23 protein-coding genes, 1 tRNA gene, 2 rRNA genes and 2 riboswitches (1 of these 28 cut by a window edge) are annotated in these 25,512 nt (G+C 48.4%); of the genes, 9 read left to right on the top strand and 17 right to left on the bottom strand.

Annotated elements, in window-relative coordinates:
* Positions 1–57 precede the first annotated feature (57 nt).
* The 5 genes from BN2762_RS02360 (at position 58) to BN2762_RS02340 (ending at position 3,970) form a co-directional block, all read left to right on the top strand.
* The gene (locus BN2762_RS02360; protein WP_055105440.1) at positions 58–879 is read left to right on the top strand and encodes a hypothetical protein; all 822 of its coding nucleotides are present in this window, start codon (positions 58–60) and stop codon (positions 877–879) included.
* A 223-nt stretch (positions 880–1,102) separates the two neighbouring features.
* Positions 1,103–1,240, top strand: a riboswitch (cyclic di-AMP (ydaO/yuaA leader).
* Positions 1,241–1,245: 5 nt separating this feature from the next.
* Positions 1,246–1,737, top strand: coding sequence for a C40 family peptidase (locus BN2762_RS02355; protein ID WP_055105439.1), 492 nt, complete (start codon positions 1,246–1,248; stop codon positions 1,735–1,737).
* Positions 1,738–1,930: 193 nt separating this feature from the next.
* A riboswitch (cyclic di-AMP (ydaO/yuaA leader) is annotated at positions 1,931–2,070 on the top strand.
* Positions 2,071–2,074: 4 nt separating this feature from the next.
* A complete protein-coding gene (locus tag BN2762_RS02350; RefSeq protein ID WP_055105438.1) occupies positions 2,075–2,551 on the top strand; it encodes a C40 family peptidase in 477 nt (158 codons plus the stop codon).
* A gap of 319 nt (positions 2,552–2,870) precedes the next feature.
* Complete coding sequence (locus tag BN2762_RS02345; protein WP_055105437.1) at positions 2,871–3,368, top strand: GNAT family N-acetyltransferase; 498 nt, start codon at positions 2,871–2,873, stop codon at positions 3,366–3,368.
* 242 nt (positions 3,369–3,610) lie between these two features.
* A complete protein-coding gene (locus tag BN2762_RS02340; protein WP_055105436.1) occupies positions 3,611–3,970 on the top strand; it encodes a c-type cytochrome in 360 nt (119 codons plus the stop codon).
* A 90-nt stretch (positions 3,971–4,060) separates the two neighbouring features.
* Here the strand turns inward: BN2762_RS02340 and BN2762_RS02335 are convergent, their stop codons facing one another.
* On the bottom strand, positions 4,061–4,360 hold the full coding sequence (locus tag BN2762_RS02335) for a 4a-hydroxytetrahydrobiopterin dehydratase (RefSeq protein WP_055105435.1): 300 nt from the start codon (positions 4,358–4,360) through the stop codon (positions 4,061–4,063).
* Positions 4,361–4,578: 218 nt separating this feature from the next.
* On the bottom strand, positions 4,579–4,872 hold the full coding sequence (locus BN2762_RS02330; protein WP_055105434.1) for a hypothetical protein: 294 nt from the start codon (positions 4,870–4,872) through the stop codon (positions 4,579–4,581).
* A gap of 193 nt (positions 4,873–5,065) precedes the next feature.
* Here BN2762_RS02330 and motA point away from each other — a divergent pair, with 193 nt between their 5' ends.
* Positions 5,066–5,869, top strand: coding sequence for a flagellar motor stator protein MotA (motA, locus tag BN2762_RS02325; RefSeq protein ID WP_055105433.1), 804 nt, complete (start codon positions 5,066–5,068; stop codon positions 5,867–5,869).
* Positions 5,853–6,662: a flagellar motor protein MotB gene (gene motB, locus BN2762_RS02320; RefSeq protein WP_055105432.1), complete on the top strand. Its 810-nt coding sequence runs from the start codon at positions 5,853–5,855 to the stop codon at positions 6,660–6,662. Before motA ends, motB begins: the two co-directional genes overlap by 17 nt.
* 75 nt (positions 6,663–6,737) lie before the next feature.
* Here motB and rluF read toward each other — a convergent pair whose 3' ends face one another.
* Together rluF and BN2762_RS02310 are read right to left on the bottom strand one after the other, a co-directional pair.
* Positions 6,738–7,442: a 23S rRNA pseudouridine(2604) synthase RluF gene (rluF, locus tag BN2762_RS02315; protein WP_055105520.1), complete on the bottom strand. Its 705-nt coding sequence runs from the start codon at positions 7,440–7,442 to the stop codon at positions 6,738–6,740.
* 63 nt (positions 7,443–7,505) lie between these two features.
* Positions 7,506–9,386: an ATP-binding protein gene (locus BN2762_RS02310; RefSeq protein WP_055105431.1), complete on the bottom strand. Its 1,881-nt coding sequence runs from the start codon at positions 9,384–9,386 to the stop codon at positions 7,506–7,508.
* A 338-nt stretch (positions 9,387–9,724) separates the two neighbouring features.
* On the opposite strand from BN2762_RS02310, the gene tadA reads away from it, so the two are divergent.
* Positions 9,725–10,216 carry a tRNA adenosine(34) deaminase TadA gene (gene tadA / locus BN2762_RS02305; protein WP_055105430.1) on the top strand — a complete coding sequence of 164 codons (492 nt, stop codon included), beginning with the start codon at positions 9,725–9,727 and terminating at the stop codon, positions 10,214–10,216.
* 79 nt (positions 10,217–10,295) lie between these two features.
* Here tadA and BN2762_RS02300 read toward each other — a convergent pair whose 3' ends face one another.
* The 3 genes from BN2762_RS02300 to BN2762_RS25705 form a co-directional block, all read right to left on the bottom strand.
* Positions 10,296–11,363, bottom strand: a complete 1,068-nt coding sequence (locus tag BN2762_RS02300; RefSeq protein ID WP_055105429.1) for a DUF6612 family protein — start codon at positions 11,361–11,363, stop codon at positions 10,296–10,298.
* A 110-nt stretch (positions 11,364–11,473) separates the two neighbouring features.
* On the bottom strand, positions 11,474–12,337 hold the full coding sequence (locus tag BN2762_RS02295) for a YitT family protein (protein ID WP_055105519.1): 864 nt from the start codon (positions 12,335–12,337) through the stop codon (positions 11,474–11,476).
* Positions 12,338–13,024: 687 nt separating this feature from the next.
* Positions 13,025–13,177 (bottom strand): small acid-soluble spore protein P, encoded by a 153-nt coding sequence (locus BN2762_RS25705; RefSeq protein WP_074048552.1) that lies wholly within the window; start codon positions 13,175–13,177, stop codon positions 13,025–13,027.
* A gap of 354 nt (positions 13,178–13,531) precedes the next feature.
* On the opposite strand from BN2762_RS25705, the gene BN2762_RS27440 reads away from it, so the two are divergent.
* Entirely contained in the window at positions 13,532–13,696 is a 165-nt protein-coding gene (locus BN2762_RS27440; protein ID WP_222861008.1) for a hypothetical protein, read from the top strand.
* 626 nt (positions 13,697–14,322) lie between these two features.
* On the opposite strand, the gene BN2762_RS02285 is transcribed toward BN2762_RS27440, so the two are convergent.
* The 10 genes from BN2762_RS02285 to BN2762_RS02240 form a co-directional block, all read right to left on the bottom strand.
* Positions 14,323–14,411: transfer RNA gene (locus tag BN2762_RS02285), tRNA-Ser, on the bottom strand.
* Positions 14,412–14,473: 62 nt separating this feature from the next.
* Positions 14,474–15,757: a serine--tRNA ligase gene (gene serS, locus BN2762_RS02280; protein WP_055105427.1), complete on the bottom strand. Its 1,284-nt coding sequence runs from the start codon at positions 15,755–15,757 to the stop codon at positions 14,474–14,476.
* Between the two features lie 159 nt (positions 15,758–15,916).
* Complete coding sequence (gene pdxT / locus BN2762_RS02275; RefSeq protein ID WP_055105426.1) at positions 15,917–16,501, bottom strand: pyridoxal 5'-phosphate synthase glutaminase subunit PdxT; 585 nt, start codon at positions 16,499–16,501, stop codon at positions 15,917–15,919.
* A 48-nt stretch (positions 16,502–16,549) separates the two neighbouring features.
* A complete protein-coding gene (gene pdxS, locus BN2762_RS02270) occupies positions 16,550–17,431 on the bottom strand; it encodes a pyridoxal 5'-phosphate synthase lyase subunit PdxS (protein ID WP_055105425.1) in 882 nt (293 codons plus the stop codon).
* Positions 17,432–17,607: 176 nt separating this feature from the next.
* Positions 17,608–19,038, bottom strand: coding sequence for a D-alanyl-D-alanine carboxypeptidase family protein (locus tag BN2762_RS02265; RefSeq protein ID WP_392391553.1), 1,431 nt, complete (start codon positions 19,036–19,038; stop codon positions 17,608–17,610).
* A gap of 110 nt (positions 19,039–19,148) precedes the next feature.
* A complete protein-coding gene (guaB, locus tag BN2762_RS02260; RefSeq protein WP_055105424.1) occupies positions 19,149–20,606 on the bottom strand; it encodes an IMP dehydrogenase in 1,458 nt (485 codons plus the stop codon).
* A 330-nt stretch (positions 20,607–20,936) separates the two neighbouring features.
* Positions 20,937–21,524: an ATP-dependent Clp endopeptidase proteolytic subunit ClpP gene (gene clpP / locus BN2762_RS02255; protein ID WP_055105423.1), complete on the bottom strand. Its 588-nt coding sequence runs from the start codon at positions 21,522–21,524 to the stop codon at positions 20,937–20,939.
* Positions 21,525–21,842: 318 nt separating this feature from the next.
* Positions 21,843–22,658: an RNA polymerase sigma factor gene (locus BN2762_RS02250; protein ID WP_055105422.1), complete on the bottom strand. Its 816-nt coding sequence runs from the start codon at positions 22,656–22,658 to the stop codon at positions 21,843–21,845.
* Between the two features lie 1,002 nt (positions 22,659–23,660).
* A 5S ribosomal RNA gene (gene rrf / locus BN2762_RS02245) occupies positions 23,661–23,777 on the bottom strand.
* A 77-nt stretch (positions 23,778–23,854) separates the two neighbouring features.
* Positions 23,855–25,512, bottom strand: a 23S ribosomal RNA gene (locus BN2762_RS02240) (it continues 1,272 nt past the right edge of the window).

Genomic DNA, 25,512 nt, shown 5'->3' with positions numbered 1-25,512 from the left:
TTTGTTCGATGTTTATTCGCGGTAGTGTTGCTCACAAAACTTTTAGGAGGGAATACCATGCCCTATATTCGCAATGGGTGGAGCAGCGTCAAAAGACAGTTCCCCTCCGTCATCATTCTGTTCCTTTATCAACTGCTGTGGGGAGTCTTTCTCTATCGTCTGGTCAATACGGCTGTGGTGCAGGTGCTGCACCGGTACCCGGATCCTCCTCCCCATGATTTAAGCCGGATTCTGTTTATAATTGAAGGGCAAAGCCGTTTCTGGCAAACTCCCGAAGTTCATCATTACATATGGATTCTAGCCGGTATGGTTATACTGCGCCTGCTGCTTACTCCTCTGATTCATGCCGGGATCCTGTACGGACTGCTTCCCACAGAGGAAAGGGCATCCGGCCTCCCGTTATTCAGAGGCATGCAGAAGTTCTGGAAGCCCGCAGCTTTATTCTACTTCCTGGAGCTAGCTCTGATTCTAATCCCTACTGTGTGGCTCCTTCCTGAGTTGTATGCATCTTTGCTTCCTCTTCTGCAGGGAGGCAGCCGCATCTCCGCCGTCCTCTCTACTGCCGCTTATGTGATCGGCTGGCTCGGTTACACCTGGTTCATACGCCAAACTGTACTCTTCCTGCAATTCGGTTATTTATTCAAAGGCAATGTCTGGCCGTCCCTGCTCCTCTGCTGGAGACATCTTCTGCCCGGCCTTGGCATATCCATAATTCTGGCAGCCTCTTGCTCCGTTCTTTTTATTCTATTCGGAACAATATCCTGGATTTGGACCGGCCTGCTGGCTCTGATCCTGCAGCAAGCATATCCATTCTTCCGCAGCGTTTTCAGAATATGGAAAATATCCTCGCAATATTGTCTTTGGCAACAAAAAAGTTAAAATTTCTTTAACTCCCAGGCTCCTTAGAGCCACAAGGCCTCCGCGCTTCTGCGGAGGCCTTATTCTATGCTTGCTATATAATTCTCGCAATTTAACCATTGCCAAATGATGCCTGCCTTGTTACAATAACAACAGTACTTTTTAAGTAACAGATTTGTAATCATTTCTGTCATAATTCCTAAGATGCATGACAGCAATTGTCGAAATAGCATTATACAGGTGTTATAAAATACAGCCGAATTCCCGTCACCGGGGAAACGGGGGAACCACTTTGGGTGAATTGATCTCGCTTCAGAGGGATCATAGGGAACCTTCAAACCGAATCCTTAAGCTAACCTCGTAGGCATTGGAAGGAGAACAATTTCTTTGAAGAAAAAGTTAGCCGTAATTGCAGTGAGCTTTTCCATTCTTTTCTCCGCAGGTGCTGGCAGCGCTTTCGCCGAATCCAAGCTGGATTCCGCCGTTCAGTCGGCCTTGGGCACGAAATATGTATCTGGCGGTACGACAACGGATGGCTTTGATTGTTCCGGATTTACCTCTTATGTATTCAAGAGTCTAGATATCAAGCTTCCTCGTACATCGGGGTCCCAATATAACATGGGAACGGCCGTTAAGAAGGATGAGCTCCAGGCTGGAGATCTCGTATTCTTCAATACCTCCGGTAAAGGAGTATCCCATGTAGGCGTTATGGTCGACAGCGAGAGCTTTGCCCACGCTTCTACCAAGAAAGGCGTAATCATCAGCAAACTAAGCGAGGACTATTACGTTAAGCGCTATGTCGGTGCCAAACGCATCCTGAGCACAGACAAATATGAAGATGTAGCCGTAGATAACGAAGATCATGATGATGTAGAATAATATACGTCCAAAAGACCTGTAGTGATTCCCGCCGGAATTCTCCTGCAGGTTTTTTTATTGCCCACGCGCAACGCCTGCCATATTTTTCCGCAGAACTAAAACTTGAAAAAGATGGCCTCTTTTGTTAGAATAACCAAGGTAATAGGTAACAAACTTGTAATCATTGTTGTAAGAAGTTTCGTTTCGGGTGCATACCATCTATAAGCCGAATTCCCGGCACCCGGGAAACGGGGGAACCATTTATGGGTGAATTGATCTCGTTTTCAGAAGAGATGATAGGGAACCTTCAACCGAATCCTTAAGCTAACCTCGCAGGCCATGGAAGGAGTAGTACATCTTGAGAAAGACACTGACAGCAGCGGCGACGAGCTTGGCTATTCTTTTCACGATAGGAACAGCAAGCGCATACGCGGACTCAAGCACAACATTGAACAAAACGGTCAACGCAGTCTACGGCACACCTTACAAGCTTGGAGGAACGACCACGAATGGTTTTGATTGCTCCGGATTTACAAGCTACGTCTTCAAGAAGATGGGCGTCAAGCTGCCTCGCGTCTCGTCAGCCCAGTACAAGCAGGGAACGCCAGTTGCGAAGAATCAGCTCCAGGAAGGAGACCTCGTATTCTTTAATACGACCGGCAAGGGTGTATCCCATGTTGGCATCTATATTGGCGATGGAAAATTCGCCCACGCTTCCTCTTCGAAAGGAATTCGCACCGACAAATTAAGCAACAGCTACTATAAGAAGCGCTATGTCGGAGCGAAACGAATTTTGAGCAAGTACGGTTACGCTACACATGCCGCACAATCCTAATCATTAATCCATATTTATGTCTACCCTTTTGCTTTAGCCGCGATGATTCCTGCCAGAATTGTTGCGGCTTTTCTTCTGCGCATCAGCCGGTCTATCTTAATAACGAAATACCAAGGAAAAAGGTTGCATGCTGCACGCCCTTAGCCCTATTTTTTTACCGCAAAGCTAAACACTTCTCCCTACAAATGACTGAACCTTTCTCTCAAATCCTTCAAGAGAGCCTTTACAATGGAATAAAATCCCGCTACAGTGGTGGTAAAAAGATCGCGCCGGAGAAGTTCCATGGCACGGCATTCCCATTTGTACAAGGAGGCGCAAGATGGATAAACAAGAAATTCAATTTCAAATCGTTCCTATGGAGGAGCACCATGGGGAAGCAATCAGTACATGGCGCTACGATTCTCCCTACGATATCTATAGCTGGCTGCCTTGGGAACAAATGAAGGCCCTTGATGTAGAATTTGGCAATCCTGTACTGCGGGCCGAACAATATGTATCCGTTCTTGACAATGAAGGAGAGCTGGCCGGTTTTGCCCAGTATTTCCCGATGGAGAACGTGACGAGACTCGGAATCGGAATGAGGCCCGATTTATGCGGTCATGGGCTGGGTAAGTCCTTTGTATTGACCATCGTTAAAGAGGCGCAGCGCCGCGCACCGTCCAACGTCATTGATTTGGAGGTGCTCACCTGGAATACGCGGGCCATCCGGGCCTATCAGAAAGCGGGCTTCGTTATCACCGATCTGTACGAGAAAATGACTCCCGGAGCAATATCCAAGCCGTATTACTGCATGGTGTATCGCGGTGAACGTTTATAACCTGATCTGTACAACGCCTGAGGCGCCTGATTGGCGTCCCTTGGGCTTTTATGTGCCTGGAATACTCCTGCTCTGAAGAGCGCTGTACGGCCCGATTCCGGCGCGCTATGAGATTGCTCATATATATTGTGAATTTTGAGCAATTATACGTGGAATTCGTTGCTTTTTTTGACACAAATGCTATGATCAAATAGCATGTTCCGTTATAATATAAGGTAGCTTACATAGGAGGGACGATTGGAATGCAAAAATGGGTTATGAGCGGGCTATTCTTTGTCGCGTGTGCCCTAGCCCTGGTGCTTATCTTTACTTTGCCTGGCAAGGATCAGGTCGCGCAAGAGAACAAGACGCAAATGCCTGAAGTTACGTTAAATGCAGAGCAAGCGGAAGCCGTCGTCAAAGCCAACTGCATCAGCTGTCACGGAGAACAATTGGAAGGCTTGGCCGGGCCGAACCTGCAAAACATTGGCGCCACCATGTCAACCGAGCAGCTGTACAAAGTAATCGCGAGAGGCAAAGGCTCCATGATGCCTGGCTTCAAGGATAAGCTGCAGGACGAAGAAATTGCGAACGTTGCGCTTTGGCTTGCCGAGAAGAAATAATAAGCATATTAAAAACACGCCCACCAAGAACGCAACAGCGTTCCAGGTGGGCGTGTCCCGTATTCGGCCAGTAGGATCATGATTCAATGCTTATTCCGGCGAGTTCATCTTATCGAACGCCTCGTTATATTGTTCAGCTTCCTTTATATCTATGGCCGTAATTCCACCTGCTTCCCATGATGTCAAACGAAGCGTGACCGTCTTGTAATCGATTGTAATAAAAGGATGATGATTAAATGCCTCTGAAATAGCCGCTACCTCATCGACAAAGGCTATACCCTTCATAAACTCGGAAAACGTATATTTGCGGACGATCCAGCGTCCCTCTTCCAATTCCCATCCTTCCAGCTTTTCCAAATGCGCCTCAACTTCTTGTGGTGTAAACGGCATATCTTTTCCTCCCTGTTCTTTTTCAAGAACTCCCAAGACTTATGTAGTAAGTCTCTCCAATACCTTCAAATACCCGGAGTTGATCGGTAGATTGATTGTACTTTTTGATAATTGTTATTCTTCTTTATGGCTATTCATGCATATCGCAAGCGATAATATCTAACTATCTAATCAAATATTTTACCACGCTCTAGGGCTCCTGCAAAATCTTTAATTTGCTAAATCAGCTTCACCGACGTCAGCTCCTCTTCCCCGATCAATACGTTGATGCGATGAGCATCAGGATCATAAATGACGACCGCGCTTCCGACAGCGATCACCGGCTCGGTGCCCAGCCCGAAGAATAGATCCTCGGCCAGCGCCTCCAGGACCTCATGCTTCTCCTCCTTGGACAGCCCTTCCCATTCGGCAGGCTCCATCTCAAAGAAAACGTAACAATCCGGAATACGTCCGACTGCCTCTGTAAAATCAGCCAAAATATATTCATATTCCCTTCCATGCTTTACTCCCACGGGCGATTCGCTCCCTTCACGATCTCCTAAAATAGACCATTGTCTTATTATAAACGAAAATACCACTTAAAAAAAAAAGGATTTCTGTCGATAAAAAGTATAACCATTTATTTATTGAATGGTACCTGTCTTTTCGCAAGGATGCTTAAAGGCAAAGGCACGGATTCAATTTATCTCAAGGACGAGGTGTATAATGGAAATTTCATCACTCATCGGTATTATTCTCGGTTTAGTCGCCATTGTTCTCGGGATGTTCCTCAAGGGAGCGCCGATTATCAACCTAGTGAATAACCCGGCGGCGTACGTCATTATTTTGGTAGGAACAGCAGCGAGCCTCTTTGTAGGCTTCCCTTCTTCCGAATTGAAGAAGATTCCTAAGTTATTCAAGAAATTGTTCGTGAAGCAAAAAATGATTAGCAAGGCAGAGCTCATCTCGCTCTTTATGGAGTGGGCTACGGTTACTCGCCGCGAAGGACTCCTTGCCCTCGAATCAAGAGTCGAGGAAATTGATGACGATTTTCTCCGTAACGGCATGCGCATGATCATTGACGGCAATGATCAGGAATTTGTCAGTGATGTTCTTGCTGAAGACATCGCAGCTACCGAGGAACGGCATCGTGCAGGCGCGCTTATTTTCTCCCAGGCCGGAATGTATGCTCCGACCCTAGGGGTTCTTGGAGCCGTTATCGGGCTGATCGCTGCCCTTGCAGACATGTCCGATATGGATTCCTTGGCTCATGCGATTGCAGCAGCATTCGTAGCAACGCTACTCGGTATATTTACGGGTTATGTCCTATGGCACCCTATTGCAAATAAGCTGAAACGTCTTTCCAAGCAGGAGATCGAAATCCGCCTGATGATGGTGGAGGGGCTGTTGTCCATCCAATCTGGTGTCTCAACCATTGCCATCCAACAAAAACTGGCTGTATTCCTGACTCCATCGGAGCGCGCCGGTCTATTAGACAAGGTAGGTGAATCCGGTGAGCAAAAAGACTAGGCATGAGCCTCATGAGGAGCATGCTGACGAATCCTGGCTCATTCCCTATGCCGACCTTATGACGCTTCTTCTAGCTCTGTTTATCGTCCTTTACGGCATGAGCTCGACCGACGCCAAGAAGTTCGAAGAGATGAGCCAAGCGTTCAGCAGCGTTCTCACCGGCGGCATTGGCGTGCTGGATCAGAACTCCTTCGACAGCAATACTAAGAGCTTTAACAACGATAATCCTATAAATAAAAATTCATCCGAAGGCTTGATGAAAAGGAACGAGCTCATGCGCAGAGAGCAGGAGAACCTGGAGGCTCTCAAGAAGCGTCTGGACAATTACATTAAAGATAATGGACTCACGACGCAGCTCAATACCCAGCTCAACCATTCCCGTCTAGCGATTACGATTAGCGACAATGCCTTATTCGCCTCCGGCGATGCGGAAGTGAAGCCGGAAGCCCGGAAGCTGGCCAAAGCCATCTCTACGATGCTGGAGCAGTTCCCGGACTACGAGGTCGTCGTCTCCGGACATACAGATAACGTCCCGATCTCTACCAGCGAGTTCCCTTCGAACTGGGAGTTGAGCTCCGGACGCGCCTTGAATTTCATGAAAATTCTGCTGCTTAACGATAAACTGGATCCGAAGATGTTCAGCTCGACTGGACAAGGGGAATACCATCCCGTTGCCTCGAACAGTACCAGCGAAGGGCGTGCCAAGAACCGCCGAGTTGAAGTGTCGATTATCCGGAAATATCAGGAGGAATCGAAAACCGGCATCCCGGCAATTAACAGTACTTCGCCATAAGACGTTAGCCAAGCTTATAGAACACCCAGGCCTCATAAGAGGCCTGGGTGTTCTATATTGGAATACTGTGCCACTTTATTGCAGCTCATAATTCAGAGAGGCACCCAGCTCCTGCTTCTCTTGCGGCGTCAGATCGCGCCATGTCCCAATAGGTTGATTTCCCAAGTGAATATTCATGATCCGAATGCGCTGCAGCTTGCGCACCTCGTAACCGAGCGCGCTGCACATCCGGCGAATTTGCCGGTTCTTCCCTTCGGTCAGAATAATCCGGAATACCCGTTCTGTGATCCGGGTTACCTCGCACGGCCTGGTCTTTGTACCCAGAATGCGCACCCCCTCGCTCATGGTTTTGAGGAAGGATGGCGTGATCGCCTTATCCACAGTAACGATGTACTCTTTCTCATGCCGCCCTTCGGATCGCAATATTTTATTTACAATATCCCCGTCACTGGTCAGCAATATTAACCCCTCGGAATCCTTATCCAGTCGTCCGATGGGAAAGATCCGCTCCTCGTGTCCCACGAAATCAACGATATTCCCGCGGATATGCTGCTCCGTTGTACTTGTAATCCCGACAGGCTTGTTAAGGGCAATATAGACATGCTTCGATGTTTTTTGCATCAGCGGTTTTCCGTTAATGCGCACGTCATCCCCTTTCTCCGCCTGGCTGCCGAGAAGGGCCGGCTTCCCGTTAATCGTCACTTGGCCAGACTCCACCAGCTTGTCCGCCTCCCGGCGGGAGCAGTATCCTGTCTCACTAATGAATTTATTGATTCTCACCTTCGATGTCACCCCGTATGCTATCTCTTTGCTAGAACTACATTACTGGCTATCCCGTAAAAATTAATGGTCTTGCAGAGGCTCCTCCATCTCCATCAAGCGCGGCAGTGTAATCGTCACGGCTGTCCCTTTGCCGACCTCGCTTTCAATCTGCAAACAGCCCTTGTGAGACTCTATGATCCTCTGACTGATCATCAGGCCAAGCCCCGTCCCTTTCTCCTTGTTGGTATAGAACGGCTCCCCTAGCTTCTGCATGCGCTCCTTGGAAATACCCTCGCCTTCATCTATAACGCGAATAACGGCAAGATTTGGCTCATCGGAAGACAGCATAAGCGTAATTTGCCCCCCGGATGGCATGGCCTCCATGGCATTTTTCAGAATATTGATAAATACCTGCTTTAATTGGTTCTCTTCACAGTGTACCAGAATAGCCTCCGGCGAGAAATGAACTATAAATTCAATATTATGTAAGTGAGCCTCACTGTCCAGTAAGGAGACGACATCCCCAAGTGTAAAGCGGACGTCCTTGGTTTGGAAATGCACGGCCTGCGGCTTGGCCAAAATCAAAAATTCACTCACAATCAGGTTGATTCTATCCAGCTCGGACAGCATAATGTCTGTATGCAGCGGATTAATTGCCTTGGAATGCTGCTGCATTTGCAGGAAGCCGCGCAGCGTCGTAAGCGGGTTGCGGATTTCATGGGCTACGCCAGCAGCTAATTGGCCCACCGTCGTCAGCTTCTCTGACCTTCGCAGCAGCTCTTCCATCCGGTTATGCTCCGTCATGTCCCTGGAGATGCAGATATAAGCCGATATCCGCCCGAATTTATCGAAGATCGGGGATTCACTGATGCTTACCTCAACCAGGGTACCGTCCTTCCGCTTGCGGACGGTTTCAGACAGAATTACGGATCTGCCCTGCTCCAGCTCCCGCTTCCACTCTTTACGATCCTCCTCCAGGTCTGCCGGAATATAATCCAACTGACAGCCTACAATCTCTTCGCTCTTCCAGCCGTACAAACCTTCGAATGCAGGGTTCACCCTCAGGATTTTACCTTCCAGATCGGTCAAATGAATCGCATCTGCCGTCTGGCTAATAATAGACTCCAAATATTCATTCATCGAGCGATTCTCTTCATTCTTCTGCTCAAGCTCAGTGGTATAATGACCAAGACTAACAGCCATAGCATTGATTTTCTGACCTAGCAATCCAAGCTCATCCCGCCGGTTAACACGCATTCTGGTCTCGAACCTGCCTGAGGAAAGCTGGTTTACTTTAATCAGAATATCCTGAATCGGCCTAATAATTTCACCAGCCAGAATATAGCTGGCAAATATGACGATTTGCAGCAGAACCAGGGAGATAGTTACCTGGCTGAACATCTGTTTGGAAACCACCGATGAAATCGGCTCGTAGCTCGATACAATGCGGATAACATACGGTCCCTTATTCACAGGAGAGATAGGAATTAAACTCTCCAGTACTTTTTCCCCATTGATCGTGGTGTCATACAGAAGGGTTTCCCCTTTGCGGATAACCTCATTGATCGCCGCTTTATCGACTTTATCATTTACATAGTTGTAAGTCCCAAATAAAAGCTTGGCGCTTCCCTGGAAGGTCTCAGGGTCTATGCCCGTAATCTCAAGCAAATGCTCGTTAGAGCGCAGCGTCTCTCGGGTAATCCGCTCGGGGCTGGTCATTTGGAGCATGCCCTCCGCCATGACTCGACTAATATTCCCATGATTCTGCCTCTTTATATACTCATTGACAGAACGGCTCTGTTCGACAGCCAGCGCGATCTGTCGAGCTGTCACCATCATGTTGGCCTCGCTCAAGTTTCTTAAGTTGTCTCGGGTTGAGAAGTAACTTAAGGCGATATTCAAGGAAAGCAGGACCAAGGCGAAAAACGACATAATCAGAGACAACTTTGTTTTAATAGACAAACTTCCCCCCACCCTTTTAAGACAGATCTTTGGTGATTTTTGGAATTAATCTGTCTCTACCATCATAACTGCAACGACATGTTTTGCAAAGACGTTGATATTCCCACTCTCTTTTCCTACAATAAGTAAAAATACCTATAAAGCCGCAGCTTGATCCACACTCTCCAAAAAGTTATGCACAAATTATGAACATATCAACAGATACAAAGTCCTTGTTGTGTATAATAGTGGGGATAAACCGGTGGTTATGCACAGACTTACCCACAACATGTTAACAACGAATATTTGTTCGTTGGACAGAGCTTTTGTTCTCATTCTGAAGGAGTTGACCCTAGTCCATGAATCCGTATTATCCCGCTGCCCCCCCTGCCTCGACGTATCCCGATGAACACTGGATGCAGGAAGCGATCAAAGAGGCCCGCAAGGCTGAAGCAATCGGTGAAGTGCCCATCGGTGCTGTAGTCGTGCTAGGCGATGAAATTGTGGGAAGGGGCCATAATCTGCGTGAAAGCATCCGGGATGGCACGGCACACGCCGAAATGATCGCCATTCGCGAAGCCAGCCGGACCTTGGACGCTTGGCGGCTGCTGCATTGCCGGCTTTACGTGACGCTGGAGCCCTGTCCCATGTGCTCCGGTGCGATCGTGCAGTGTCGTATCCCTCGCGTGATTTATGGAGCCGCTGATCCCAAGGCCGGCTGCGCGGGGACGCTTATGAATTTGCTGCAGGAGCCTCGTTTTAACCATCGGGCCGATGTGGTTTCCGGTGTATTGCGAGAAGAATGCGCTGCATTGCTTACTGAGTTTTTCCGCCGGTTGCGCAAAAAATAATCAAAAAAAAGCGCCTCAGGGTCTGTACAGACCTCTGAGACGCCCTTTTTATGCCATGCTTGTTGGAACGTACTGTTTCTTAGTAGCCGAATGAGTTCATTTCTTGCTCAAAATCGTCCATTGTGATGGTGTCTTTCGGAATACCAATGTTGAACTTCGGCTTTTCGTTGATGCTTGTAAATCTGCTCTTCATTTGCAAGCCCAATTTAACTTTATCTGCCGTATCCGGATCGCTGAATTCCAAATCCATGTTCATCTCTTGGTAAGAAGGATAATTGTCTTTGTCGATCGCGGTATTAACGTTAAATGTATTTATTTTCAAATACTTCTGCATCTCGTCCAGATCCTTCTGGAACTCGTCTTGATTGATTTCTCCGAATTCCTTCTTCGCCTCTTCGATGTCCTCCGGCGTCAACTGAAGCATTTGACGGTACTCATCCTTAGCGACGATATCCAGAACTTTCGGTAAAGCCTCATTCAGCAGAATGGTGATCGCTTCCTTAGCTGTATCATTCGTTACGTAGAATTGAATGACTTGCTTGGCTTTAAAGCCTTCCGGCAATTCGATGTCTTTCGGGTTAACGTCCTTCATGAATTTCTTCGAGTCATACTCCGAAAGAATCGCATTAGCTATTTCTGCTACCATCTTTTGCGTTTTATCTGTATCCAGCAGATCCGGGTTAAACTCCTCACCGCTGCTTTCCGCCAATTCCTTCAAATCAAACTCCAGGAATTTACCAACGGCTGTCTCCGGCAGAGGCAGGAATGGAATGCTAGGTATTTTAACGTATACCTTATCCTTGGTCATTACAAATTGCAGCGTGATCGTCGTTGAGAAATCGCCAGTCAGCTTGACTTCCAACGAAGCTTCCGTCTGCATCGGATCCTTCTGATACACCTGAGTCAGATTCAGCTCAGCGTCTTTCAGCATGGAATAGACTGCTCCCATTTCAGGGGACGACGATACATCAAGTTTCAGATCGGTAATTTTAATTTGGCTTTCAGAGACATAAGAGTCCATTTTAAGCGCAGTTGCCGCTGCACTTTGCAGTGCTTCTTTGGGTTCTTTCTTGGCGCCGCAGCCGGTTAGAACCAAAGTTACCGACATAAGCAAAATAAGTGCAGACAATAAAAACCTTCTTGACATTACTAGCTCCTCTCCATCTTTCGTAGATGACAATACATAATTTTTTGATGAACCACTTACTATATTAACCACAATGCGAAGAGAAATGAAACCCTTTTTTATCAAAATATTTAATGAATCGCCTTTTTTCTAAAGCGTCCGCCCTTCACATCATGGATATTTCCCACGGCTAGAAATGCATTCTCATCAAAATGATTTACAATATCTTTCAGTTTGGCCTCCTCCAAGCGGGTGATGACGCAAAATATCACTTTTTTGGGGTCGCCCGAGAAGCCGCCTTCCCCAGACAAGTACGTAACGCCCCGCCCTAAGCGATTCAGAATCGCTTCGCCGATTTCATCAATCTGGTCGCTAATAATCCAGACCGACTTCGATTCATTTAATCCATCCACAACGATGTCTATGGTCTTGTAAGCAATATAATAAGCCAGAAGCGAGAATAACGCCCTCTCCCAGGTAAATACAAAGCCTGCGCTAAGCAGGATGAAGAAATTCATGAACATAATGATTTCCCCGACCGAAAAGGGAGTCTTGCGAGAGACCAGAATGGCCACGATTTCCGTCCCATCGAGTGATCCTCCGAACCGGATGACCAAGCCGGTACCCAGCCCCAATAAAATGCCTCCAAAAACAAATGCCAGCAAGGTATCCTTTACAAACGGGTCTACCGGATGCAGTACCGCCGTGCCAATCGACATTACCGCAATACCCAGCAGTGTAGAAAGAGCAAATGTCTTGCCGATTTGCTTGTATCCTACAATCAGAAACGGGAGGTTAAACAGAAACAGGAATATTCCGAGCGGCAGACCTATTAAATAAGAAGTCATGATGGAAACACCCGTGATGCCGCCATCCGTAATTTTATTCGGTACCAGGAATAATTCCAGAGCCACCGAAACGATCAATGCACCTATTACAATAAAAAAGGCTCTAAGAAAAATACTGCCTACGGGGCGCTGTTTATGTTTACGCAGTGATTGCGGCGATTGCGGTGGTATCGATGGTTGCGATGGTATAGAAACGGGGGAAATAGGGCCTGCATTATCAAATTCCAATACGCATCACTATCCTTTCATGTGAATTCAAAATAACATCCTCTTCTTATTATGACACTATTTGAAGCGCATGTCCTGCATTATCATAAATTACAAATAAAACCTCAGCCGGGGCCGAGGTTTTATTCAGAATCAGATTTGCAGATTTCAAATATGCTCTAATGCAATTTAGTGACTTAAATCCTAATTTTGCTGATTAATATTTAGCATGCCTGTCTTTGTGGCTAGTGTTACATTACATTTTGCTCCGCTGTTCCTATATTGTTTTGATTCATACTGTTGCTTTTATGCTATTGTTGCTTACTAATCTTGATAGTTGCTACTGTTTGCAATTGTTATTAGTTTGATCATATGCTTTTTGCTATCGTTGTTCTTGCTGGCTTTGTTTTGGCCTTCAATTGTTGTTTTGGTCTCTCTTGTCGTTCTAGCCGCTCTACCCGGGTTGCCTGGCTCCATTCGAGTTATAGTGCCGAACACTGCATAGAGTCAATTACATAGCGGTAAGTCACATGTATTAAATACATTGGCCTTACTTGTTCTTACGTACCCCTGAAGGTACCCCTAAAGTTGGCGTTAACTGCGGTTTTCCCCTAAATGCAATTCGTCTTAACTGCCCTGGGGATTGTTATGACTGACGTGATTCTGATTCTTGACCTTCTTGGAGCCCGATAGCGGCTCAGGCCCGCCGTTTCCGCGCTCTCTGTACTGATTGGTATCTGGTTGGGTTCCCGGTGTGGTGTAGGACTTTGGTTTACTCATGCAGGCTACATCTCCCTTTTGATTCTCTGGTTTCACTTACTTTGTGGGTAACCCGGTTATTTTATGCATGGTGATCCTTGGGGTAAAAGTTACATCATTCCCAACAAGATAATTTAGGTATATTGAACTATCCCTCGTAAATCTAACAATTTAATCGCCATTCAAGGCATTCACTTGCAATAGTCCAAAATTTCGTTCGCTTCTTTCGGCGTTCTGCACTTCTTAGAATTTTATTCCTCTTTAGGTGAATAGGTTAAGGGAAATGTTCTATGTGAAGGTGCTCTATGTCAGGGGCTCTATGTGAAGGGGAACTATGTGGAGGGAGCTATGTCGAGGGAGCTATGTCGAGGGGCTATGTCGAGGGGCTATGTCGAGGGGCTATATGTCAATATGCTTTATGTAGAGGGGCTACATGTGGTGGGGGTGCTCTATAGTCACTCTTTGGGCGGTGCTCTGAGGGAGAAGCTCTATGTGATGGTGGTGCTCTATACGGAGGCACTATATGTCGAGGTACTCTAGATAAGGTACTCTGAGGGGGAGGTGCTCTTGGGGAGGGGCACTACGGTGGTGCTCCAGCTTAACGGACACCAGGTACGTTATTACACCTGTTTGGTGGGATTTGGAAAGGCTACCGGACCTAGAATCCGCTATTCCCCCTTTATAAGCATGTTTCCAAGCATTTTTAGCACAATAGCGGAACCACGGTCCGTTAATTTAAATTTTAGCAGCTATTTTGCTGAATAGCGGAACCAGGGTCCGTAAACGTCTGGGCAATTTAAAATCTCATGTACGCAGATGTCAGATGACGGCCTCTTTTCAGAAACTGCCCGCAGCTCGTCGCCCAATTTATCTAGCCAATTATAGAGTTGATTGATCAGATTAATCGATGGATCTACTCATTAGTGCCCGCCACAACTCGCCCCTCCCCTGCAAAGTAACATCAAAAAACCGCCCCCTAATCAGGAAGCGGTCCAATTAATTGATAATATAAGGTAATCCCTAGCGAAGCCGATGCCCCAACGAACCATTTCGGGTTCAAAATAAGTAAGCGGAGAGGGTATGGGATACTCTCCCTACGGTCGATACTGCGATAGTAATCCTAACGTAACCAACCTTCACGAACCATCGCTGGTTCTAAATAAGTATGGCGGAGAGGGTGGGATTCGAACCCACGTGGGCTTGCACCCTAACGGTTTTCAAGACCGCCCCGTTATGACCGCTTCGGTACCTCTCCAAAAAGTGAATCTGATTAGCGTAACAAATCAGATTCTACCATAGAGTGAACTCGTTCGCAAGTTATTTTCCACTGGAAATATATTCAATATTCCCCATGTATGGACGAAGAACCTCCGGTATTTCTACACGGCCGTCTTCCATTTGATAGTTCTCAAGAATTGCAGCAACCGTACGCCCTACAGCAAGCCCCGAACCATTTAAAGTATGCACGAACTCAGGCTTCGCCTTAGCATCTGGGCGGAAGCGTATATTCGCGCGGCGGGCCTGGAATTCCTCTACGTTAGAGCAAGAGGAAATTTCACGATAAGCACCCGCTTCCGGGAGCCATACCTCCAAGTCGTATGTCTTAGCCGCGGTAAACCCAAGATCGCCCGTACAGAGCTCCAGCACGCGGTATGGGAGCTTTAGCAGCTGCAGGACGCGCTCAGCATTCGCTGTCATTTTCTCCAACTCTTCATAGGATTGCTCCGGGTGAACGATCTTGATCATCTCAACCTTGTTGAACTGGTGCTGGCGGATCAAACCGCGTGTATCACGCCCAGCTGCCCCCGCTTCAGAACGGAAGCAAGAGCTGTAAGCCACATAATTCCGAGGCAGATCCTCTACACTCAGAATCTCATCCCGATGAAAATTCGTTACCGGCACCTCTGCCGTTGGGATTAAATAGTAGCCATTCTCCGTCAGCTTGAATAGATCCTCTTCGAACTTCGGCAGCTGGCCGGTTCCATAAAGGCTGTCCTGATTGACGATATAAGGCGGCAGCATCTCCTCATACCCATGCTCGTTGCTGTGCAAATCCATCATGAAGTTGATCAATGCACGTTCAAGACGCGCCCCAAGTCCCTTATAAAAAGTAAATCTTGAGCCCGCTACCTTGGCACCAGCCTCAAAATCTAGGATACCCAGGTCTGCTGCGATGTCCCAATGAGCTTTAGGCGTAAAACCGAACTCCCGAGGCTCGCTCCAGCGGCGAATCTCCACGTTCTCCTCTTCGGAAGCGCCTACCGGCACATCTGCATGGGGAATGTTAGGAATCGCAAGCATCAGCTCATCGATCTGCGCCTCTAGGGCCCGGACTTCGTCATCCAGTTCTTTAATCCGGTCGCCAACCTCGCGCATTTCAATAATCAGTTCATCAGCATTTTCCTTATTCTTCTTGAGCTTGGCCACTTCAACCGATACCATGTTGCGACGGTTCTTCAGCGACTCGCTCTCCTGCAGCAATTCGCGGCGTTTGCCGTCCAGCGGGGCGAAGCCTGATATCAGCTCCAGCGACTTACCTCTGTCCTTCAGCGCCTTCTCAACGCGCTCGAAATCATTTCGCATTATTTTTACATCTAACATGGGTTGTCCCTCCTAGAATCATCCCCGGCGCCTTACGCGATTTACTGCTCAGCTGCATAAGGCAGGCCACTATGGGATCACCAGAGAACTGTGGCGTCCTCCGTTTAAACCAAACAAACCTTAACCCTTGGGAAAGAGTCAAGGTGTCTGATCAGCCCTTTACTTATCAGCCGATTTGCTTGCCTGAATCATTTCAGTGAAATATCTATGAAGCGAGACATCGTCCGTCAATTCCGGATGAAACGACGACACGAGCAAATGCCCCTGGCGTGCAGTCACGATCTCATCGTTATAGGTGGACAATACCTCGACGCCATCGCCGACCGCCGTAATAAGCGGCGCACGGATAAATACCGCGCGAAGCGGCTCCTCCAAGCCCTTTACTTCCAGGTCGGTCTCAAAGCTCTCCCGCTGGCGTCCAAACGCGTTACGCGATACGCTGATGTCCATAACGCCCAGATGAGGCTCTTCTCCGCTCTCGATCTTCTTCGCCATCACAATCAGACCAGCACAGGTACCAAAGAGAGGCTTCCCTTCGCCGGAAAATTGTTGAATCGCTTCTATAAATCCGTACTTTCTCATGAGCTTGCCGATGGTTGTGCTCTCCCCTCCTGGGATGATCAATCCATCGATATCCAGGAGCTGTTCAGGCTGCTTTACAACAACGCCCTCAGCTCCCGCGCTCTCAATGCTTCGAATATGTTCCGCAACTGCGCCTTGCAGCGCTAGTACTCCCACCTTCATGGAGAAACCTTCCTTCTATCTGACTCAAAAAGAATAGCCTTATGCCAATTACCAGCCGCGATCCGACATACGTTCAGCTGCAGACAATTTGGAAATCTCGATGCCCTTCATAGGTGTACCCAGATTCTTCGATACCTCGGCAATCAGCTTGTAATCCGTGTAATGCGTTGTAGCTTCAACGATTGCGCGAGCGAACTTCTCCGGATTCTCGGACTTAAAAATACCGGAGCCCACGAAGACACCATCAGCGCCAAGATGCATCATTAGAGCAGCATCAGCTGGAGTAGCTACGCCGCCCGCTGCAAAGTTCACTACAGGCAGTTTGCCGTTCTCATGAACCTCAAGCAGCAGCTCATAGGATACCCCCAGGTTCTTAGCTTCAGCATACAGCTCATCCTTCGACATATTCTGTACGGAACGGATTTGGCTGTTGATCAGGCGCATATGGCGCACAGCTTCAACAATGTTGCCTGTTCCCGGCTCGCCTTTCGTACGAATCATAGAAGCGCCTTCGCTGATGCGGCGCAGCGCTTCACCAAGATCCTTCGCTCCGCAGACAAATGGAACGGTGAACTCACGCTTGTCAATGTGGAACACCTCGTCCGCCGGCGTCAATACTTCACTCTCATCCAAATAGTCTACCCCGAGAGACTCTAAAACTTTCGCTTCCACGTAATGTCCGATCCGCGCTTTGGCCATGACCGGAATGGAAACCACTTTCATCACTTCTTCAATAATCGTAGGATCAGCCATCCGGGCTACCCCGCCAGCCGCACGAATATCAGAAGGAACGCGCTCCAAAGCCATGACGGCCGTTGCTCCAGCCGCTTCGGCGATCTTTGCCTGCTCCGCATTCATGACGTCCATAATGACGCCGCCTTTTTGCATTTCGGCCATACCTCTTTTTACACGTGATGTTCCTGTTTCCATGTCCACGCCTCCCGAATTAATCTAAATATATCCCCATGTTACGAGGCCTTAGCACAAGATCTTGTCCCCGTAAACATTACTTCCGTCTCCATATTACAAGCGATAATCTAACTTGATATTTTACAATATTTACGCTAAATATACAACCCATTTACTCGGGATTTATACTTCACGGATTAGAAAAGGTTCTTGATCCCATTAAACAGATCCTTGAAAAAGTCCCCGATCGCACGCAGGAGCAGCTTGAACCAATTTGCCTTCTCCGCATCCTGTGCGGTAATCAGCTTCACGGTCTTCTCTACAGGTTCGTCAGAGCCCGGAACTTTATAAGAGTACGTAACTGTACCAACCTCCGTTCCCTGCTTCAGAGGGGCAACTAGAGCGGTATCCTCGTTCATGGACACCGTTGCTTGCAAACTGCTCATATCTGCACCCTTCGGAATCACAAAGCTAACGCCTTGATCCGTAACGACTGGCACGTCTACATTCTTCGCCTTCTTCACGGTGACCGTCTCCGCGCCTTCTACCGTCGTCTTAGGAGCGACGACTTGCTTGATCTCAAAGTTGTTAAACCCGTAGTCCAGCACTTTGCGTGTCTCGACGAACCGGACGTCCTCGGCCTTCATGGTCTTTGTCGCTTGAGTGCCCATCACCACGCTGATCAAACGCATCCCGTCCCGTTCGGCCGTACCGGTAAAGCAGCTGCCTGCTCTCGAGGTGTGTCCCGTCTTCAACCCGTCCAGTCCCTCATAGGCAAATTGCTTGAAGTTGGTTACATTCTTATTCGCTTCGAGCATGTAGTTCCAGTTCACCATTGGAGCCTTATCCCGCTCCCGGAACTTGTACTGCTGGATCGTTGTAAATTCTGTAAAGTCTGGGTGATCCGTTACGATGTACTTGGCCAGAATCGCCGCATCCATTGCAGACATAACGGTTTCCTTGTCATTGTCCGGCTGAAATTCCTTCGGCATATCTTTAATATCCAGACCCGTAGAGTTGGCAAAATAAGTATTCTTCATTCCCATGCGCTGAGCCTCGTCATTCATCATTTTGACAAAGGCCTGCTCAGAGCCTGCGACATGCTCCGCCAGCGCTACGGTTGCATCGTTAGCGGAACCAACTGCCATAGCAATGTAAAGCTCCCGAATCGTGTGCTGGTCTCCCTGCGCCAGGAAAATCCGTGAACCGATCGTCTTGGATGCATTCTCCCGCACGGTAACTACATCATCCCAGCTAAACTTCCCTTGCTTTACTAAATCCGCAACGATGTATTCCGTCATCATCTTGGTCATGCTTGCTGGAGGAAGCGGAGTGTCCCCATTTACATTTAATAGAATTTGGCCGGATACCGGCTCCATTAATATCGCGGATTTAACTTGAAGCTCAAGCGATTCTACAGATGGAATGCTAGAGTTGCTTTGCTCAACTACAGGCTTGGTAGACGTAGCTTCGGTTTGCTGTCCTTCAGCAAGCGCGGCCGCCGGTACCATAGATAGGTATAACATATTCAGTAACAGAACAGAGGCGACGCTTTTACGAAGGATTTGACGTTTGGATGGTCTTGGTTTCTTTTCTTTCAGTTTCAATGCTCTTAAAGCTCCCCTCATATACTCGTTCGATTGCTTTATCTATTCTATCACAGCAGAATACGCAAAAAAAGACAGGCCGGGCAGAATTCGCCCAGCCTGTGATGGAAATTAGTGGTGTGGTCAATATACTACAAGGAATAGTTCGGCGCTTCCTTCGTAATTTGCACATCATGCGGGTGGCTCTCGCGAAGGCCTGCCCCGGTAATACGGATAAACTTCGTATCGTTGCGAAGCTCGTCCAGAGTTGCCGTACCGCAATACCCCATACCTGAACGCAGACCGCCCAGCAGCTGATGAACTGTATCGGACAAAGGCCCTTTGTAAGCGACGCGCCCTTCAATACCTTCTGGTACCAGCTTCTTGTCGTCATCTTGGAAGTAACGGTCCTTACTGCCTTGCTTCATCGCGCCAAGGGAACCCATCCCTCTATACACTTTAAAACGGCGCCCTTGATAAATCTCCGATTCGCCTGGGCTTTCTTCCGTACCGGCAAGCAGGCTTCCCAGCATAACCGCATGCGCTCCGGCTGCTATAGCCTTCGTAATCTCCCCGGAGTATTTGATGCCTCCGTCCGCAATGATCGGAATGCCATATTCCCGTGCTACGGTCGCACAGTCGTATACCGCGGTAATCTGCGGTACACCGATTCCAGCAATGACGCGGGTCGTACAAATCGAACCCGGACCGATACCGACTTTGACAACTGAAGCCCCCGCCTCGATCAAATCGCGGGTTGCCTCTCCGGTCGCTACGTTGCCGGCGATGATAGTGAGTTCCGGGTACCGCTTGCGAAGCTCGCGAACCGTATCCAGGATGTTGATGTGATGCCCGTGTGCGGAATCGACCGTAATGACATCCACGCCTGCTTTTACAAGGGCCTCGGCCCGAACAAAGGTATCTGAGGATACGCCGATAGCAGCTCCGACGAGCAATCTGCCCTGCTCATCCTTCGCCGCGTTCGGGAACTGAATGGCCTTCTCGATATCTTTGATCGTAATCAGGCCTTTAAGCGTATTGGAGTCATCTACCAGCGGCAGCTTCTCGATCTTATGCTGCTGCAGAATGCCTTCCGCTTCCTGAAGCGTCGTTCCTACAGGAGCCGTTACCAGATTCTCATGCGTCATGACCTCGCGGATCTTAATGTTGTAGTCATGAACAAAGCGCAGGTCACGGTTCGTAAGGATACCGACTAGTTTTTGCTCCTCATTCACGATAGGAACACCCGAAATCCGGTACTTGCCCATCAAATCCTCTGCATCCGATACCAGATGATCCGGCGTAAGAGAGAACGGATTCGTGATAACACCGCTCTCCGAGCGTTTTACCCGGTCCACTTCTTCCGCTTGCTGCTCTACCGGCATATTCTTATGAATGATACCGATGCCGCCTTCGCGCGCCATGGCTATTGCCATAGCCGCTTCCGTTACCGTATCCATCCCGGCGCTGATCAGCGGCATATTCAGCTTAACTTTGTCGCTTAATTTCGTAACCAGGCTAACCTCTTTCGGAAGCACCTCCGATTTGCGAGGGACGAGCAGAACGTCATCAAATGTTAAGCCTTCTTTATCAAATTTACTTTCCCACACCTTAGTTTTTCCTCCTTATTTTCTATTCCTCGTCGACCGATTTCCCTTATATATCAAGGCCGGAAAGACACTTACGAAAATATATTATTGCCATCTTAGCAAAGGGCCTATAGCCTGTCAAGAATAAGCGTTAGGAAATACCGCCAGACTTTCTCAGGCATACGAATGTCCTCAGGAGGACTACAAACCTTCTGCCAGCAGCTTTCGTCGCTGATCTATTGATGCCCTTTTAACACAAAAATCATTCCACCCCCTCCATAATCTAACGCATCGTATACACAAAGAAGGCATTGCCCTTATTGGACAACGCCCTAATCTCACGATTTAATGTTAACCGACTCTTGAAATCACCTGGTCAATGACACCGTATTCAACGGCCTCTTCCGCCGACATAAAATAATCCCTATCCATATCTTTGGCTATACGCTCCAATGACTGTCCGGTATGCTCAGCGGCAATAGCATTTAATCTTTCCCGAGTGCGGAGGATCCGTTTGGCGCTGATCTCAATATCGCTGGCCTGCCCTTGAACACCCCCATGGGGTTGATGAATCATCACTTCGCTGTTCGGCAGAGCAAACCGTTTACCCTTAGTCCCGGATAGCAGCAATATAGCTGCAAAGGAAGCCGCCATCCCCGAGCAGATCGTCTGGACATCGGGCTTAATGTACTGCATCGTATCGTAAATTGCGAATCCTGCTGAAGTCGAACCGCCCGGGCTGTTAATGTAGAAATGTATGTCCTTCTCAGGATCCTCTGCAGCAAGCAAAAGCATTTGCGCAGTTATGCTGTTAGCCACCTGATCATCGATTGCGGAACCGAGAAATACGATACGATCCTTCAGCAGCCTGGAATAAATATCATACGAACGTTCTCCGCGGTTCGTCTGTTCAATCACGTACGGAATGAATGTACTCATAGGCGATACCTCCTAGATATTGATAACGCGCTGCCGGTGCCGTCACACGGCGAACCCGGCACGCTGGGAGCTGTTGCGCGGTACACAAATCTGCAGCTTTGGCAACAAGCAGTTGGGCTGCGGTTAGGTTTAAACGGCTTTTGAGCGGTTTTAGTACAGCTTCAAGCGTGGTTCTAGAGTAGCCTCAGGGCAGGTCTAGAACAGGTTTAGGGTAGATTTAGGGTAGGAGCAGTTTTACAGCGCAAGATTACTTTGATTTAGAGCGTTTTAGGACACTTTAGAGCACTTTAGAGCACTTTAGAGAAAACTCTGGGTGATTTATGCTGCTGCCCATGTCATCGAGTGGAAAGAGTCTCTGATATGGGAACCTTTCTCGTGACGAGTGAACTCCCCACGCTTTAAAACTACTGGCGGCGGCATCTGATCCAACGCGATTGACTCATTCATAAGCATCAGCAGGGCGCCTGTGTTTTGTTCGCGAAAGGCCTTAAGGTAGGCATAAACGACCTGTTCATTGAGCAGTGCTCCTTGAGAAGATTCTTCTCTTTTTCCTTCCCGGGAAGTATGATCGTCCTCCGATTCTTCTTGCTGGCGTCTAAGCTTCGTACGAGCCCGGTGAAGCAAAGCCTTTACTGCTCCTTCTGTCGTAGAGAGCATCTCCGCCGTTTCTGCAGCCGTATAACGAAAAACGTCTATTAGCAGCAACGTAATTCGCTGATTGACAGGAAGGCGGTTTACAATCGTCTCCATAGCCATCCACAGGGATTCCGTATCTACCGTATTTTCCTGCATCTCAACGGGCACTGAGGGGCCCGCTGAATATGAATCGGCGACAGCTTTATTTTTACGATGCCGATCAATCCATAAATGATTAGCTATCCTATACAGATACGATTTATTAACACTAAAGCTCGAACCCTTTTCCAGAGAGATTCTCCACACCTTCATCCATGTTTCTTGAGCAAGATCATCGGCCTCCCAGGATGCGCCGGCCAGGGAGCGGCAATATTGCCACAGCGCCATTTGATACGCATCAAACCATTTAAGGAAATTAACTCGTTTCTTCTCAAAATAAAACTCTCCGGCGGAAGAATAGTCCTCTGCTCGCTGAATTCTTGCGGGTCTGCTGCCCATTCTGCGTCACACCTCCATTGCGCAATCGCCTTTTCTTTATTTACCTATATAAACGATAAAATTGCCAATATCGATACGGTAACCCCTAAATTTTTTTGGTTCTTGTTTAAGGAGTTGTAGAGATTCAATGTACAATTGTACGTCGCTGCTAAGAGTTTGGCTGTTTAGGTAACACTTTATCGGCGATGAAATTAATAACACATTCCTAGGACAACGACTGGCCAAGTTCGCAACTAGCCATTTCCCTTTGTCTATTGGCTGCAGAACTTAGCACTCTGACAAGTGTGTGGCTGGTGTGTGGCTGGTGTGTGGTTGGTGTGCTGGGTAGTTCTGAAATAGCGCCTGCTATTTGGAACATCAATGGCTGATGCGGCAGCATTTGGTAGCGCCTGGCGCTTAGTCATGGTTGGCGATACAGTAACGTTCGGCGAAATGGCGATTAGACATGTTGGCCGGTCGGTAACGTTTGGTAACTAGTGCTTGGTGCATAGCTGATCGATACTGCAGCGTTTGGTGACCCGATGCTTGATCTTGGATAGTCGATATAGTAACATTTGGTCCTGCCTTCGGCATATCACTCGATACGATAGCGTTTGGTCCATGGATTTTGAAACTTTGACGTTAGAACTGTTATCTTTGGTGCTCACTTATGTATTCGATGTTTCGTACACGAATGCGGTATATCAAAATTCCGGAGGTTCTTTGTAAGTGGTGACACCACTCAGGTCTTACGGACCCGGGTTCCGCTATTTTACGAAAAAACGCCTTTTTCAAAAATTAACGGACACAGGAGACCCTATTCGAGCAAAAACGAGGCCCATCCAGGCCATTTAGGGTAAATAACGTCCTCTCAGTCCGTTAACTCGCGATTTTCGCGAAAAACCAGCCAATTGCGGATCTCTTATCCGTTAAATTTCACCAGCTAATTGAACGCTTGAAAACCCCACGATACATAAAGAAGCACTGCCGATATTCAACATATCAACAGTGCTTCTTCAGTTTGCTTGGCGACGTCCTACTCTCCCAGGACCCTGCGGTCCAAGTACCATCGGCGCTGGAGGGCTTAACGGTCGTGTTCGAGATGGGTACGCGTGGAACCCCTCCGCCATTGCCACCAAACATATTCAGATGTTTGATCACCTGAAAACTGGATACGAAACTTCATTTGCGTGTTAGCCCCCACTATTGGGGTATTTTTGGATAAGCCCTCGACCGATTAGTACCTGTCAGCTCCATACATTGCTGCACTTCCACCTCAGGCCTATCAACCTCGTCGTCTTCAAGGGGTCTTACTAATTGGGAAATCTCATCTTGAGGAGGGCTTCACGCTTAGATGCTTTCAGCGTTTATCCCATCCGCACGTAGCTACCCAGCTATGCTCCTGGCGGAACAACTGGTACACCAGCGGTGCGTCCATCCCGGTCCTCTCGTACTAAGGACAGCTCCTCTCAAATTTCCTACGCCCACGACAGATAGGGACCGAACTGTCTCACGACGTTCTGAACCCAGCTCGCGTACCGCTTTAATGGGCGAACAGCCCAACCCTTGGGACCTACTTCAGCCCCAGGATGCGATGAGCCGACATCGAGGTGCCAAACCTCCCCGTCGATGTGGACTCTTGGGGGAGATAAGCCTGTTATCCCCAGGGTAGCTTTTATCCGTTGAGCGATGGCCCTTCCATGCGGTACCACCGGATCACTAAGCCCGACTTTCGTCCCTGCTCGACTTGTCAGTCTCGCAGTCAAGCTCCCTTTTGCCTTTGCACTCTGCGAATGATTTCCAACCATTCTGAGGGAACCTTGGGGCGCCTCCGTTACTCTTTAGGAGGCGACCGCCCCAGTCAAACTACCCGCCTGACACTGTCCCCGAACCGGATCACGGTCCCAGGTTAGAACTTCGATACGATCAGGGTGGTATCCCAACGGCGCCTCCACCGAAGCTGGCGCTCCGGATTCCTAGGCTCCCACCTATCCTGTACAAATCGCATCAAAGTTCAATATCAAGCTGTAGTAAAGCTCCATGGGGTCTTTCCGTCTTGTCGCGGGTAACCTGCATCTTCACAGGTATTAAAATTTCACCGGATCTCTCGTTGAGACAGCGCCCAAGTCGTTACGCCATTCGTGCGGGTCAGAATTTACCTGACAAGGAATTTCGCTACCTTAGGACCGTTATAGTTACGGCCGCCGTTTACTGGGGCTTCGGTTCACAGCTTCGGGTTACCCCTAACCGCTCCCCTTAACCTTCCAGCACCGGGCAGGCGTCAGCCCGTATACTTCGCCTTACGGCTTCGCACAGACCTGTGTTTTTGCTAAACAGTCGCTTGGGCCTTTTCACTGCGGCCCCCTCGTGCTATTCACACTACCGGGGCACCCCTTCTCCCAAAGTTACGGGGTCATTTTGCCGAGTTCCTTAACGAGAGTTCTTCCGCGCGCCTTAGAATTCTCTTCTCGCCTACCTGTGTCGGTTTGCGGTACGGGCACCTTCTCCTGGCTAGAGGCTTTTCTTGGCAGTGTGAGATCATGACCTTCGGTACTGTAAATTTTCCCTCCCCATCACAGCCCAGCCTTAACGATGTGCGGATTTGCCTACACATCAGCCTCACTGCTTGGACGAGCATCCATCAGCTCGCGTCACTACCCTACTGCGTCACCCCATCGCTCATAGCGGATTACGGTGGTACAGGAATTTCAACCTGTTGTCCTTCGACTACGCCTTTCGGCCTCGCCTTAGGTCCCGACTTACCCTGAGCGGACGAACCTTCCTCAGGAAACCTTGGGCTTTCGGCGGATCAGATTCTCACTGATCTTTTCGTTACTCATACCGGCATTCTCACTTGTATGCAGTTCCAGTCCTT

This window comes from Paenibacillus ihumii (assembly GCF_001403875.1).
GTDB classification, from domain to species: domain Bacteria; phylum Bacillota; class Bacilli; order Paenibacillales; family Paenibacillaceae; genus Fontibacillus; species Fontibacillus ihumii.
Note: the sequence above shows the minus strand (reverse complement) of the source record. Positions and strands in the feature narration are given on the sequence as shown.

Bases quoted from the DNA above. Each gene is read 5' to 3' on its own strand.
- BN2762_RS02335 (WP_055105435.1), bottom strand. From the start codon at position 4,360: ATGCCGTTTACACCACAAGAAGTTGAGGCGCATTTGGAAAAGCTGGAA.
- clpP (WP_055105423.1), bottom strand. From the start codon at position 21,524: ATGAGTACATTCATTCCGTACGTGATTGAACAGACGAACCGCGGAGAA.
- BN2762_RS02340 (WP_055105436.1), top strand. From the start codon at position 3,611: ATGCAAAAATGGGTTATGAGCGGGCTATTCTTTGTCGCGTGTGCCCTA.
- BN2762_RS25705 (WP_074048552.1), bottom strand. From the start codon at position 13,177: ATGAGTAAACCAAAGTCCTACACCACACCGGGAACCCAACCAGATACC.
- tadA (WP_055105430.1), top strand. From the start codon at position 9,725: ATGAATCCGTATTATCCCGCTGCCCCCCCTGCCTCGACGTATCCCGAT.
- pdxS (WP_055105425.1), bottom strand. From the start codon at position 17,431: ATGGAAACAGGAACATCACGTGTAAAAAGAGGTATGGCCGAAATGCAA.
- BN2762_RS02300 (WP_055105429.1), bottom strand. From the start codon at position 11,363: ATGTCAAGAAGGTTTTTATTGTCTGCACTTATTTTGCTTATGTCGGTA.
- motA (WP_055105433.1), top strand. From the start codon at position 5,066: ATGGAAATTTCATCACTCATCGGTATTATTCTCGGTTTAGTCGCCATT.
- BN2762_RS02345 (WP_055105437.1), top strand. From the start codon at position 2,871: ATGGATAAACAAGAAATTCAATTTCAAATCGTTCCTATGGAGGAGCAC.
- BN2762_RS02250 (WP_055105422.1), bottom strand. From the start codon at position 22,658: ATGGGCAGCAGACCCGCAAGAATTCAGCGAGCAGAGGACTATTCTTCC.
- pdxT (WP_055105426.1), bottom strand. From the start codon at position 16,501: ATGAAGGTGGGAGTACTAGCGCTGCAAGGCGCAGTTGCGGAACATATT.
- serS (WP_055105427.1), bottom strand. From the start codon at position 15,757: ATGTTAGATGTAAAAATAATGCGAAATGATTTCGAGCGCGTTGAGAAG.
- BN2762_RS02265 (WP_392391553.1), bottom strand. From the start codon at position 19,038: ATGAGGGGAGCTTTAAGAGCATTGAAACTGAAAGAAAAGAAACCAAGA.
- BN2762_RS02360 (WP_055105440.1), top strand. From the start codon at position 58: ATGCCCTATATTCGCAATGGGTGGAGCAGCGTCAAAAGACAGTTCCCC.
- BN2762_RS27440 (WP_222861008.1), top strand. From the start codon at position 13,532: ATGTCGAGGGGCTATGTCGAGGGGCTATATGTCAATATGCTTTATGTA.